The following is a 13,712-nucleotide window of genomic DNA, read 5'->3' on the forward strand; positions in this document are numbered from 1 at the left end:
GAATGACTATTACGTCACTTTTGCGCCTTGCACTTCACGTTTTTATCACTACTTGGTGATAATTTAATAAATACATAGTTAAAACATGCATTTGCACTATCGCTTATCCCAAGTTGAGGTTAATCAGTATTATCAGTAGCCGCGCTCGATAGTGTATTGTTATACAGCGCGGCAATCTCTTCCTCGTGTAGTGCACGATTGAATATCTTCAGCTCATCAAGTGCGCCAAGGTAGTTCATGCCTAAAATTATCTCTAGCTTGGACTCGTCCCAAGTAAACATCTGTTTGCGAACAAGTGAGCCTTGATAGTCTCCATTGATATAAAGGCTCGCCTTTGCGTCTTTATCGGTATTCACATGCTGCCATGTAAAGGCGACATGCGTCCACTTTTGATCTAAGAATATCCTACTACTTAATCCTAGCATTGGCCGAGCATCTCGTGAAATATCATCAAAAGGAATATCTTTAGGATTCCAAAACGAATAATCTGAAAATACGCCGAGCCTAAATTCTTTCTCACTGCCCTTATCAAAGTCAATGAACAGGGCACTATCATTCCACGCCTTATCTATTACCATGATCGGATCGACAAACTCGTCAGGCAAATCAACGTATGGAGACACCTTTAGCCACAGTGACACACTGCCTTCCATATTTTCTTCCGCGGGGGGAAGATTGTCCTTACCCTTGAATACGATAATTTCCGGCGAGTGCCGATGAAACGCTAAGGTTCCTCCTAGAATGCCTTCGCCCTCAATTAGGTGAATATTGTTTGAGTTTAAACCGGGCTTTGCCTCTGCTCGCTGTGCAAAACTGCTCGCAAGATATAGCTTAGGATCGCCACCCGCGATATCTGCATCGCCGTTGCCGTCAAAGCTTGCTTTGAAGATTAAATCGTTCTCGTCTACGCCATTTGGCGTGCTTGCATAAGCCATATCCATTTGCACACATATACAAATCAACAATGCACAAAGATTTACGCTAGTGTTATTCAGCATTTCGCCTCTTGCTAATATCATAGATTGCATCCTGATGACTTGTTGCTATTGAGTTTTAATATGTCCTAGTTATACTCAGTTTTCAAACAAAGAATATGGCAAGAGTATGAAGAGCACAATAACGTCAACATCGGTGGGTGCTAATCAGCGTCGTAGCTTTATAAAATATGTCTTAGCTGGTTTTGGTAGCACCATTCCATTGTCCATGATAGAAGCCGCCAGCGATGTAAATTATTCGACAGTTGCCACAGCCACCTCCCCCTTTAGCGATGACGAACAAAAACTCATTATCAGCATCATCGACCAAATATTACCTCGCACTAAAACGCCCAGCGCGAGCGAATTGGGTGTTACCGACTTTATTGCTTATGCCTTTAAACATTTATTAAGTTATTATGAACAAGAAACATTTATAACCGGAATATCCGCTTTCAATCGTCTTCACCCCACATTTTTACGCCAACAGAATCAAACACAAGCTAGCATCATAGAATCGCTAGACAAAGCAGTTTTTCTGCCCGACTTAAATGACACTTCACTGAGCACTGATATTGCTTCAATTGCTATCCACGAATTCTATAAAAAGCTGAAAGAGCTCACCCTCGTAGGATATTTCACCAGTGAACTAGTTATGCTTAATCAACTTAACTACCATGCTGTGCCAGGACGGTTTGACGCACAGCTAAATATAGATAGCGCTGAAAAACTCTTTATCAGCAATGTAGACGTCTAATTTATGGCTGAACAGCGCGAATTTGATGCGATAGTCGTCGGCTCAGGGATCACCGGTGGCTGGGCAGCGAAGGAGTTCACTGAAAAAGGCTTTAACACCTTGGTCCTTGAGCGTGGAGATAATATAGAGCACATTAAAGACTATTCAAGCGCGCTGACCCCACCTTGGGGCTTTGAGGGGCGCACGCAAGTTGACCATGACATCAAACAAGACTATCCCATACAGTCGAAAGTCTACGCATTCAACGAAGCAACGCGCAAGTTTTGGGTGAAAGACAGCGAGCATCCTTACACAACACCAGATTCAAAGCCTTTTCACTGGATTCGCGGCTACCACGTTGGAGGACGAAGTATCATGTGGGGTCGACAGTGCTCCAGATGGGGTGACATTGATTTTGAAGCCAATGCAAAAGACGGTCACGGAAATGACTGGCCAATCCGTTACAAAGATATTGCGCCTTGGTACGACTATGTGGAGCGTTTTATCGGTGTCAGTGGTCAAAAAGAAGGTCTAAGTCAACTCCCAGACGGGCAGTTTTTACCGCCCATGGAAATGAATGCGGTTGAACGTCACGTTAAACAAAAGGTCGCCAGCAAATACAAAAATAGAGTCCTTACAATTGGCCGTGTGGCGAATCTCAGTCAGGCGCATAACGGGCGAAACCCTTGCCAGTATCGCAACCTCTGTGCTCGTGGATGCCCCTTCTCTGCCTATTTTTCAAGCCTAAGTAGTACACTCCCTGCGGCACAAGCTACCGATAAACTTACTCTAAGAGCAAATTCTGTGGTGACGCGCCTCAGTTACGATGAGAATAAAAACCGAGTGTCGGGCGTCGAAGTATTGGACGCACAAACGGGTGAGCTTCACGAATATAAAGCAAAAGTGGTTTTCTTGTGTGCATCAACCCTCAATTCCAGCTGGATTTTAATGCATTCATCAAACTCAACCTTTAGAAATGGCTTTGCAAACTCAAGTGGCGAATTAGGTAAAAACCTCATTGATCAGCACTACCGCGTTGGCGCAAGCGCAAGCTTTAAAGGCTTTGAAGATAAGTACTACTTCGGCAGCCGCCCCACCGGCATCATCGTCCCCAGATTTCGAAATTTAGAAAAACAAGAAACCGACTATTTACGCGGCTTCAATTATCAAGGCTGGGCTTCACGCACCGCATGGCAAAGAGGAGTAAGTCAATCAGGTGTTGGCGCTCAATTCAAAGACGAGTTGCATCACCCAGGCGAGTGGACAATGAACTTTTTAGCCTTTGGCGAAAGCTTGCCAAACCCAAATAATCATATTCGCTTAAATACTGATAAAAAGGATGTACATGGATTGCCGACACTGTATATCGATGCATCCTTTTCAGAAAATGAAGACAAAATGCGCAAAGACATGCAATCAAGCGCAGTGGAAATGTTGGAAGCAGCTGGCGCACAAAATATACAACCCTATGATCAAGGGCATGCATACGTACCGGGTGACTGTATCCATGAAATGGGCACCGCTCGCATGGGTAAAAACCCAAACGACTCAGTGTTAAATAAATGGAATCAAAGCCATGACGTGCCAAACCTATTTGTTACCGATGGCGCAAGTATGGCATCTGGCTCATCAAAAAACCCATCTGTAACTTACATGGCGCTTACCGCGCGAGCAGTCGACTACGCTGTTAAGGCCTTAAAACGCCGCGACTTCTAGTCCATTCTAAAGCGTTTAACCGCCTGACTTAGCCCATCCATTTGCACTTCAATTGCTTCGTAAATGATAGGTTTAAGTTTCCCTAACAGAATCAAACAACCTACTTCGAAACATCATAAAAACCATAATTCTTGTGCTATAGTTCGCCTTTAGCTGTCAAATCTTAAATTCTTACTTATAATGAATTGCATAGCAGTGTTCTTAGGAAGCATATGGACCAAAATAAAGAATTAAAAAAAGCGGGTTTAAAAGTAACGCTCCCTCGATTGAAAATCTTGGAAATTTTACAGCAGCCTAACAATCAGCATATTAGCGCGGAAGAAGTCTATAAATTGCTCATCGACATGGGCGAAGAGATCGGGCTGGCAACGGTCTACAGAGTGCTGAATCAGTTTGACGATGCAGGCATTCTAAATCGCCACCATTTTGAAGGTGGTAAATCCGTATTTGAGATAAGCCACAAAGCCCATCACGACCATCTGGTATGCTTAAAATGTGGCAAAGTGGTGGAATTCGAAGATGACGTCATTGAACAACGTCAAGAAGACGTCGCCAAAGCCAATAATATGAAACTGACTCACCATAGCCTTTATTTATACGGCGAGTGTAACGATGGGAATTGCGAAGAAGATTTAGACTAAAAACTTAAAGTCATTATACGCGCGCTGTGCGTTTAGCCACAGCTCGCCCGGTTTGCCATCCCCTAATATGCGATCATCTATGGCCACAACTGGACCAATTTCTTTACTAGAAGATGTTATCCAGACCTCGTCGCAACTTTCTAACATAGAGATAGGAACACCTTGCTCTCGCACATCGAAACCTCCAGCCCTTTTTAAACTTTCAATAATAATCCCTCTGGTGACGCCAGGGAGCAAATGATTATCTACGGGCGGTGTATAAATAACGCGGTCTTTGATGACAAACACATTGCATGCTGCCGCTTCTGTGATGTAGCCGTTCTTATCGAACAAAATCATTTCATCTTTTCCAGCGTCTTGACCTTGCTGAAAATGCATCACATTACCAAGCAATGAAGTGGACTTGATGTGACAGCGCTGCCAACGTAAATCTTGAGCCGTACTAACGGTATAGGTTTTGGCGATGTCTCGATCAAGAGGCTGAGACGGCGGGATAGCGAATGCGTAAGCGAAAACGGTAGGCTCAACATTATCAGGGTATGCGTGGAAGCGCTTTACATCGGTGCCGCGGCTTACGTGAATATAAATTCCCACATCGGACTCTGGTAGCTGCTGGGCTAAATGATTGATGATCTCCGCCCACTGCTTTTCGTCTGCCTGGTATTTAATGCCTGTTTCTTCCAAACCATTGTTCATTCTTTTCAAATGTAGCGACAAACCGACTGTTTTAGGTTCCGATGCTTGCCAATAGCATGGAATGACTTCATAAATACCGTCACCAAAAAGAAAACCTCGATCCATTGGCGATATTTTCGCGTCTTCTTGCGACACAAACTCTCCGTTTAAGTAAACCTGCGTCATGTCACATGCCCCTTTTTGATTGCATTTTGAGTAGAGCGAGCCATCTGTCTAATCTGCTCTAGCTTACGTTGATATATCGCCATATTGGCAGATATTTGGTGCACGTCAACCATGCTAAAAGAAAGGGTTTGACCGCTCTTAAATTGAGACAAGCGTGCACGAGAAAAGGCGCATAAAGCACCCATTACTGGATATCCACCAATGGTTTGTCTGTCGTTCAACATCACAATCAACTGTCCATCACCTGCGCATTGAATGGCACCGTTGCACAAACCTTGCGAATAAAGGCTGCGCTGACGCGGATGTATACAAGGGCCACTAAGGCGAACGCCCATTCGATCGTTGTGAGGGCTTGTCGTAAATTGTGACTGAAGTATTTTATGCCGTTCAGACGGCTCGAAATCATACCACTGATAGCCTGGAACAAACTGCAAACTCACATTGGTATCGATTGTACTTTTATAATTGCTCGATAAATCTCGCGCAATACTTCTATTAATACGGCTATCTTTAGCATTTACTGGCTTCAGTTCGCATGGTTCGAGCGCTGCGCGCATTAACTTATCGCCAGCTATTAGAGCGCGACCATCACGATGCAAGCCTCCGCTACCCTCTCTTTTGACATTGGCAACGCTGGAAAACAAACGCGGTGCGTCATATCCGCCTAGCACTGCCAAGTACACGCGAGTGCCCTGCTGATGGTTTTGTCCAACGTTTTGTATTTGTAAGGTGTATCCTTTGGGGATAACGACTGCTTTGTTTTGCTCAATCTCGTTGCCTGAGTTTCGAATGCGATTATCATGCGCTTGTAAGCTGCATTTAGCGGGTGCTCCGCTAATTGCGACAACCGTGTCTCGAACAAAGTAAAAACTGGCATTGCCTAGACAGATTTCAATAGCGGGCGTACCCGCGTCATTTCCCACAAGGACATTGGCGAACTCATAAGCCATCCAGTCCATTGCACCTGAAGAGGTATAGCCTAAATGCGCACAATGCTTTCTACCGCTATCCACCAGCTGTGCATAAAAGTCCACCTTAGTAATCGTCACAAAATGCTGATTTTGAGACATCTTCTGCGTCTGCGAACTCTCACTCATATCAGCCACCTGTGATGCTAGACTTGGCATCACCTTGAGTTTCTTGCACTACCTCATTTGCAATATCGTAAAATTCCCTCACCCCAATCACGCGAAACTGCACCCAGTCACCTGTGCGAAAGCGCAAGCTCGCTCCGCCGGCCAAATTCAAAGGGCAATAGCCAAGAATATGCCAGCCACCTGGCGAAACCTGCGGATATATAGCAGTTTGCCGATCAGCAATGGCCACCGCTCCGGGCCCAACTCGCTTTCTTGGCGATGCACGCCGCATAAGCTCAAGCTGTTGTGGAATTTGTCCCATATAAGCAAAATTAGGTAAAAAGCCAACGGCATAAATACGATATACACTGGCGCTGTGCAAATGAATAATCTCTTGTGCACTTAGCGTTAAGCGCTGACTTATGGCTTGAATATCGTTCTCATAGTCACAATTATTCTTATATGGCAGGTGCGCATCTTTGCTTATAGGCTCATAGCACACAGGAACAATATGTGTTTTGTGAACTGTCTTATTTGGCATTCGCTCAGCTGTAAATTGTTTAGAAGCACCTAAACTTTCACTTTGCTTCTGTTCGCTTGCTGTATCGTGCAAACACTCTGCGGTGCTTGCAATCTGTTGATAACTGTTTTTGAAATAACGCTCAAGCGCATATACATCCACCTTCAAACAGTCATAGGTCACCAACAAACTGGTGTATGAGGGCACATAGTCGTTTAACCAATGAGGTTTGTCTGATGCAAGACTATTCGCCCATAATGAAATACGTTCATTCGCCTCATCTAGCGAGATTTCATTTACCTGAATAAGGCAACTAGATTCACTTACCCACTGCAGCGTAGTATTAGCATCCAGCTGGATGCCAATAAAAGAAGAATGAATAAGATCTGTATGCATGGTTTTAAATACTCTCTTTGCGCTTGGCCTTGGTATCTAGGGTCTCAGAAGCGCCCTGATCTTTACCACCATTTCAAGCGCACTTGGGCTATCGCCATGCACGCAAAGACTCTGTGCATTTATGGGAATGGCTTTGCCCCCATGAGCAATGACTTGTTGCTGGCGAATCAACATCTTTGCTTGCTCAAGGGCTTCATCGGCATTTAGAACGGCACCGCTTTGGTCTCGTGACAATAAATAGCCGCTTTGGGAGTAGCGCCTATCTGCAAAGGCCTCCAATATAAGCGTAACACCGTATTTTTGTGCAAGGGAAAAATGAAAATCGTTATTCGCTAAAGCCTGAATCATGAGCGGATAAGTGGTGTGGTACTGCTGTAGCGCACAAATTACATCCTCGAATACTTGCGCATGCTGCATCATGTCATTGTACAGGGCGCCATGAGGTTTCACGTATTTCAGCGCTAGCCCCTGGCATTTTGCCATGCCCTCCAATACCGCAATTTGTGCATGGATCAGCGGAATAAGCTCTTGGGCAGGAATGCGCATACTTCGTCTACCGAAGCCCTGCAAGTCAGGGTATGAGGGATGTGCTCCCAAATCCACTTGATGCGTTTTGACTAGTCCAATGGTATCTTGCAGCACTTTGGGGTCACCTGCATGGAAGCCGCAGGCAACGTTTGCCTGGTCGATAAACGGCATAATGTCAGCGTCAGAATTCGATTGCCAGCGTCCATAACTCTCTCCTAAATCCGCATTAAGCCTAATCAAGTGCATACTTCCCGTTCAAGTTATTGATATACTAAAAATATTGAGCCACATGCTTCGAAACCATATGCTATCTATCGGAAAAATCAACACCTTAATCGTAAAAGACATCAGTCCCATTGGGTGCACGCTTGAGGCAGCCCCATCGAACATACCTGCCCTCAGTAGTGAAGCCAACAACCCATGGACGCAAGGAAAATCTGGCCTATCAACCGCAGAAATTGATGATGTCCAAGCGATTCTCCCCATTAGTGAGTTAAGCACATCACAACAAAAGCAAGCACCACAGGTGGGTGATAAAATTGATGTTTACCTTTATTACTCAGGTCACCAGGACGCTAAAAACCAAGTGCTAGCGAGTGTAACACCCGCCTTAATAAATTTCGGTGAGTTTAAATCGCTCAAGGTTAAAGGAATTAGTTCAGCAGGCGCATTCTTTGACTGGGGGCTTTCCCGCGACTTGTATGCACCAAAACAGCATATACACAGCGCCCTTTCTGAGGGGCTGGATGCTGTAGTGCGCTTAGTTCACGAACCGAAGCAAAAGCGCTTGTATGCAACAAGTAAAATTGAGCAGTTTCTAAACAGCGCCCCGTCTTCTTGGGACTATAAAAAATCGGTAGAGCTGCTGGTTTATGCGAAAACGCCCCTTGGCTTTAAAGTCATTATCGACCAACGCTATGCTGGCTTGCTGTATCAAAGTGATTTATTTAAAACGCTGAGAATCGGTGAAATTCATTCGGGCTTTATCAGTAAAATTAGAGACGATGGTAAAATTGATTGCGCGTTACAGCGCCATGATAAAATGCAGCGCCAATCACTTACGCAAGAAATCTTAGACGACTTAGCCGCACACGGTGGCTTATCTAGTCTAACCGACAAAAGCGACCCGCAAGATATACAAACGCGATTCAATGTAAGTAAAGGCGCTTATAAAAAAGCTTTGGGCCAATTGTATAAATCAAAAAAGATAGTCATTACCAGAGACTTCGTAAAACTGCTTTAAACAGGAAAATAAATGAAAGCAAGTGTGAATTGGAGAGCGTCATCTGATGGACTTATGTTCGATGCAGTGATGGACAGCGGTCAAAGCATGACCTTTGACGGCTCAGGAGCGCCATCGGCGGCGAGTGATGGACAAACAACACAAAGGGAGGCTGCACTTTCTCCAATGCAAGCTGTCTTAATGTCAGTAGGCGCATGTTCTTCGGTAGACGTAGTAGAAATCATGCGCAAAGCCCGTCAAGGGATTGAAGCTTGCGTTTGTCAGCTTGAGGCCAAACGGGCAGATGATGCGCCAAAAGTCTTCACGCAGATACATGCGCACTATTTAGTTACAGGCACAAATATTAAAGAGAAACAGCTTGCCAGAGCGGTTCAGCTTTCATGCGAAAAGTACTGTTCGGTGATGCTAATGATCAATTCGAAAGTTGATATTACGACCAGCTATGAGATTAAAGAAAATTAGTCAACGCACTATGGCTAATAGGCAAGTAGGAGGATATTGTTGATCAAATTTAGAATACTTCTTCTTGTCGCTGCTTTGATTGGCCTTGCGTTCTTCCTAGGCTATCGCTTTGGCTTTTCTGAAGCTAAGCTTGAGCATTCGCTTACATCGTTGGCTTTATCACAGCACAAAAATCAGGATGCTTCAGCTGGCGACACACAACTCCCATTTACACATCCATGGTTGGCTGCTCCCTCAAGTGACGAGCTTGCAAAGAGCCCCCCATCAAACGTCGACACGAATAATGATCAAAGCGAGCCACAGCTTGACGACGTCAATGATGACATGGATGCAGTTTTTGAATTTGATGAATATCAATGGCAAAACACAAATGATATTGTCGCAATGTTCAACGAGCTAATGACCCAAGCAGAGCCTACCACGGATGAAGGTTACGCGCTTTTCTCGCAAATGATTGACCAGTTTAGAACAGCACTCGCTGACTCCCCAGAGCAACTTAATACTTTGCTTACTTACATGATGACACTAGAGTTTGAGTCTCGCGACTTTCACTACATCACTTCGATTGTTCAAGGGTTAACAGACGGCGTGGGGCAAACGGCTATGCAAAACACGGCCTTGCAACTAGCACAGCGCAGCGACCAAGCATCGCAACAACAATTTTTACATCTTGTATCGAGCACTTATCAAAGCTCCGACGACCCCGAAATACTCAACGCATTGGTGGGGCTTGCGCTATATTCAGATGCTGATACCTATACTAAACTGCACGCGCTGGATTTAGTCATGCCCTTCCAAGTAAATAACACTGAACGCCAGCAGATTCTGAGCGGCTTAAACACCATGCTTGATGAAGCGCCAAGTGAGGGCAAGAGTGCTATTTTGAGCAATGTTTTGCGATTTAGTTCGTCCCAGCAGCGTGAAAACCTCGCAAGAACAATGATAAGTAGAAACAACGACATAGATGTGCGCTACAGCATTTTAGACAACATTCATACTGGCGTCATTCCAAAAAGCGCAGACTTAAAAAATGAGTTAATGAACATTGCCGTTAACACAGACGACCCTATGCAAGAACAAGCAAAACACGCTTTGATGTATGTGTTTGACATTAGCAATGAAGAATATCAACGAATCAATCAAGGCCAATAGGACTTTTCATATGTTTGATACAAATATCAAAATAGTAAACAAAACTTGCACTAAAACGTCTCGCACTAATCATTATACTAGACGCAGTTTTAATAAGACGATGCTAATGAGCGGCGTTGCACTGGCGCTTGGGGCTTGTTCAAGAAGCGATACTGACGCTGCTGCAAAGCCCGAACTCAAACTATCGCTTGCACAATGGGCGCTTCAAAGTGCCCAGTTTGGCTCTACTTTCAATGATAATTACGAACAATGGCAAGCATGGCTTAAAACTGACCCAGCCAAAGTATTACAAGGTGAACTCTCGCCCATGATGTTTCCTGAGTATGTGCAAAAAACCTTTAACATTGATGCGGTGGATTTTGTTAATACCTTCTACTTCGACCAGGTCAGCAATGACGATTATTGGGCAGAACTGAAGCAGCGCTGCGAAGATAGTGGCATTACGCGTAACAATCTCATGCTGGATCAAGAGGGCTATTTGGGGCATAACGACAAGGCGCAAAGGCTGCTTGCAGTAGAGAACCACAAAAAGTGGATAGATATTGCGGCAAAAATTGGATGTGCGTCGGTGCGCGTAAACGCACATGGCATTGGCAATTGGGATCAGCAACTAGCGCAGTCACTTGAAAGCTGCACCACACTTGCAGATTACGCAAAAGCGAATGGTTTGATTTTGCTTGTAGAAAACCACGGCGGTATTTCAAGTAATGCCGACTGGCTTGTTCAGCTGATGCAAGAAGCCAATCATGATGCGCTTAAAGTCTTTTTGGACTACGACAATTTTAAATGGTCCGAAACCGAGCTATGGCAAACTGAACAAGTTTACGACCGTTACGAGGGTGTAACTAAGCTAATGCCTTTTACCGACAGCGTCAGTGTAAAAACCTACGCATTTGATGATCAAGGAAATGAAACCACGATAGACGTCGAACGAATGGTACGCATTGCCCAAGAGAATAATTTTAGCGGTTATCACAGCGTAGAGTTTGAAGGCCATCAAGGTTCGCCTGTTGAGGGTATTAAGAAGACACGCGATTTACTCAAACGCGTTTGGTAGCCTGTATAAAATGATGATCTACCTGAAACTCTTGCGACTGCTTCTCACTCAATCTAAGGGGTGGACAGTCGCACTTATTTTATTAGTTTGTTATACACTTTCAACAGGACAAGCTCTCGCCAGTCAACCCAGAAATGTGGTAATCATTCTGGCTGATGACCTGGGTTGGAATGATACTGAGCTCCTTCAAGACAATAGCTTGATTGATACACCTAATCTTAAGGAGCTAGCCTCACAAGGCATGATTTTTCGAAATGCCTTTAGCAATAGCCCTGTATGCTCCCCTACTCGCGCATCTGTTTTGACTGGCCAAACAGCCGCTCGACATGGTTCGTTTAGGCCTTGGCATCACCTGAATGAAGTTATTCTGACTCCTAGCGTAGAAAATCAAACTAGTCCCGATAGAAAATCTGTTATGCCACGACCTGCAAACCGCTTAGATACTCGCTTTGCAACCTTATCTTCCATATTGAAAGATGCTAACTACCAAACAGCGCATTTTGGTAAATGGCACCTTGGAAAAGCACCTTTCAGCCCCCTTGAACACGGTTTTGACGTCGATATTCCAAACTATCACGGAGCAGGCCCAGACGGTGGATATTTAGCGCCTTGGCAATTTGCACGCAACCTGCAGCCGCAACAAAACGGCGAGCACATCGATGTGCGTCTCGCCAGTGAAGCCGTAAATTGGGTCAATCAGGTGAAAAACGACGGCGCTTTTTTTCTTAATTTCTGGCCCTTTTCAGTGCACACTCCTTTTGATGCAGACCCACTGCTAGTCAACCAGTTTCGTGATAAAACAAACGAACTGCACAGTCAACGAAGTGCCACCTATGCTGCGATGCTAAAGCACTTTGATGACGCCATTGGCATCTTATGGCAAGGCTTGAAAGACGCAGGCGTTGCCGAAAACACCATCATTATTTTTAGCTCCGACAACGGCGGCAATGTCTACGATTTGATTAACGAAGGCACCAATGCCAACAGAGCGACCAGTAACTTCCCTCTACGGGCGGGTAAAGCGACTAACTTCAATGGCGGCATTCAGGTTCCCACGGCAATCATTTGGCCAGGTTTAACTCAACCAAACACATTAAGTGAGACCCCAATACAAAGCGCCGACTTCTTCCCTACTTTACTAAGCGGTTTAGGGATTGAATGGCCCAGTTCGCATATTGTTGACGGAAGGGACATTCGTCCTGCGCTTAAGGGAGAAACACTGCAGCCTCACCCGATTTTTATCTACTACCCGAGTCAACCTAGAGTCCCCGATTGGATGCCACCTTCAATGTCAGTCATTTATGAAAATTGGAAGCTTATTCGTAGCTTCCATTACGGTTTGACGGGAGAGGAATCAGTCGAGCTTGACGGGCTAATTGGTCAGCACTACTACCATTTATTTGATTTATCGAATGACCCATCCGAGCTTACCAATCTTGCCAATATTGAGTCAGCTCGTCTACAAAAACTGGATCGCCTTATTGATGACCATCTTTTAGACGCAAAAGCGATTTCACCCGCTGCCAATTCACGATACCGCGAAGGTGCGTTCAATTACGGCATTATCGGCAAACCACAAGAAAACTATCGACTTCCCCAAGATAAAGTTGAAGGTTTGTCATTAGTACTGAGTGTTTCGAAACAAGGCCTGACCGCAGGCGAGACTGGCAGTGTTAATTACCAGATCGTTCAAGAACAGGTAAGCCCGTTAACAAACAATTTCCGGTTTGCACAGTTTATGGGACCGAGCGTGGAAATCAAAGATAACGGTGAGGCTCTGGAGTTTGTCGCCCCGCAAGTAACTACGCCACAGTTCATAGGAATTGCTTTTATTGTTGAAAATGGAACTCAGAAAATTGAAAAGCAAGCTGGTATATTGCTTGAGCCTGTGCCCACCGCACCGACTTTACGCATTCAATTAGCCTCTGCATTTGCGGCAAAAGGTGCAGTAGCACGCTTCTCAATCAACGCTATCGACAACAATAAAGACTATCTAGACTTAAGCGTGAGTAGTGAACAAATCAGCACCGATGCTATAAGGCTTAGTACCAACTTAGACGAAGTAGAAGTGAGTATACCGAGCGATTTTTCAGGCACATCATTAACGCTAAGTGCGGATCTTAGCGACGGTATATTCAGTATTTCCGAATCCATTACGGTAGATGTACTAGCACAAGCGCCGGATTCGCCATCAGAAGAAAGTGGTGGTTCAGATTCTCTCTTTTGGCTGCTTGTTTGTGCTGTCTCTGTAGGACTTCGGGCAGCGTTCTCGGATCGCAAACAAAGCCTCAAATTGATTTAGTCTTGAGTACGTGCTGATTGTTTATGAACATCGACCATAATTTAACGT

Annotated in this window: 13 protein-coding genes; 8 read left to right on the plus strand and 5 right to left on the minus strand. The window is 44.8% G+C overall.

Annotated features, from left to right (window positions below; translation table 11 throughout):
- Positions 1 to 119: 119 nt before the first annotated feature.
- Positions 120 to 1,019, minus strand: coding sequence for a LamG domain-containing protein (locus tag PN836_RS03740; protein WP_395343658.1), 900 nt, complete (start codon positions 1,017 to 1,019; stop codon positions 120 to 122).
- Between the two features lie 85 nt (positions 1,020 to 1,104).
- Here PN836_RS03740 and PN836_RS03745 point away from each other — a divergent pair, with 85 nt between their 5' ends.
- The 3 genes from PN836_RS03745 (at position 1,105) to fur (ending at position 4,067) form a co-directional block, all read left to right on the plus strand.
- Entirely contained in the window at positions 1,105 to 1,731 is a 627-nt protein-coding gene (locus PN836_RS03745; RefSeq protein ID WP_395343660.1) for a gluconate 2-dehydrogenase subunit 3 family protein, read from the plus strand.
- 3 nt (positions 1,732 to 1,734) lie between these two features.
- A complete protein-coding gene (locus PN836_RS03750) occupies positions 1,735 to 3,426 on the plus strand; it encodes a GMC oxidoreductase (protein WP_395343662.1) in 1,692 nt (563 codons plus the stop codon).
- A gap of 212 nt (positions 3,427 to 3,638) precedes the next feature.
- Positions 3,639 to 4,067, plus strand: a complete 429-nt coding sequence (gene fur, locus PN836_RS03755) for a ferric iron uptake transcriptional regulator (protein ID WP_395343664.1) — start codon at positions 3,639 to 3,641, stop codon at positions 4,065 to 4,067.
- On the opposite strand, the gene PN836_RS03760 is transcribed toward fur, so the two are convergent.
- From PN836_RS03760 to PN836_RS03775, 4 genes are read right to left on the minus strand one after another with little or no spacing between them, the layout of a single operon-like run.
- Positions 4,059 to 4,928, minus strand: a complete 870-nt coding sequence (locus PN836_RS03760) for an aminotransferase class IV (RefSeq protein WP_395343666.1) — start codon at positions 4,926 to 4,928, stop codon at positions 4,059 to 4,061. The two genes, fur and PN836_RS03760, sit on opposite strands and share 9 nt — an antisense overlap.
- Positions 4,925 to 6,025 (minus strand): biotin-dependent carboxyltransferase family protein, encoded by a 1,101-nt coding sequence (locus PN836_RS03765; protein WP_395343668.1) that lies wholly within the window; start codon positions 6,023 to 6,025, stop codon positions 4,925 to 4,927. The genes PN836_RS03760 and PN836_RS03765 overlap by 4 nt, the downstream gene beginning before the upstream one ends.
- A 1-nt stretch (position 6,026) precedes the next feature.
- The gene (locus tag PN836_RS03770; protein WP_395343671.1) at positions 6,027 to 6,920 is read right to left on the minus strand and encodes a 5-oxoprolinase subunit B family protein; all 894 of its coding nucleotides are present in this window, start codon (positions 6,918 to 6,920) and stop codon (positions 6,027 to 6,029) included.
- A 36-nt stretch (positions 6,921 to 6,956) separates the two neighbouring features.
- Entirely contained in the window at positions 6,957 to 7,688 is a 732-nt protein-coding gene (locus PN836_RS03775; protein ID WP_395343674.1) for a 5-oxoprolinase subunit PxpA, read from the minus strand.
- 49 nt (positions 7,689 to 7,737) lie between these two features.
- Here PN836_RS03775 and PN836_RS03780 point away from each other — a divergent pair, with 49 nt between their 5' ends.
- From PN836_RS03780 to PN836_RS03800, 5 genes are all read left to right on the plus strand, one after another.
- On the plus strand, positions 7,738 to 8,691 hold the full coding sequence (locus PN836_RS03780; protein WP_395343677.1) for a S1 RNA-binding domain-containing protein: 954 nt from the start codon (positions 7,738 to 7,740) through the stop codon (positions 8,689 to 8,691).
- 12 nt (positions 8,692 to 8,703) lie between these two features.
- The gene (locus tag PN836_RS03785) at positions 8,704 to 9,153 is read left to right on the plus strand and encodes an OsmC family protein (RefSeq protein WP_395343680.1); all 450 of its coding nucleotides are present in this window, start codon (positions 8,704 to 8,706) and stop codon (positions 9,151 to 9,153) included.
- A 39-nt stretch (positions 9,154 to 9,192) separates the two neighbouring features.
- Positions 9,193 to 10,305 (plus strand): hypothetical protein, encoded by a 1,113-nt coding sequence (locus PN836_RS03790; RefSeq protein ID WP_395343682.1) that lies wholly within the window; start codon positions 9,193 to 9,195, stop codon positions 10,303 to 10,305.
- 106 nt (positions 10,306 to 10,411) lie between these two features.
- On the plus strand, positions 10,412 to 11,362 hold the full coding sequence (locus PN836_RS03795) for a sugar phosphate isomerase/epimerase family protein (RefSeq protein ID WP_395343684.1): 951 nt from the start codon (positions 10,412 to 10,414) through the stop codon (positions 11,360 to 11,362).
- A gap of 10 nt (positions 11,363 to 11,372) precedes the next feature.
- On the plus strand, positions 11,373 to 13,664 hold the full coding sequence (locus tag PN836_RS03800; RefSeq protein ID WP_395343686.1) for a sulfatase: 2,292 nt from the start codon (positions 11,373 to 11,375) through the stop codon (positions 13,662 to 13,664).
- Positions 13,665 to 13,712: the final 48 nt, after the last annotated feature.

The organism is Ningiella algicola (assembly GCF_028401415.2).
Classification (GTDB): domain Bacteria; phylum Pseudomonadota; class Gammaproteobacteria; order Enterobacterales; family Alteromonadaceae; genus Glaciecola.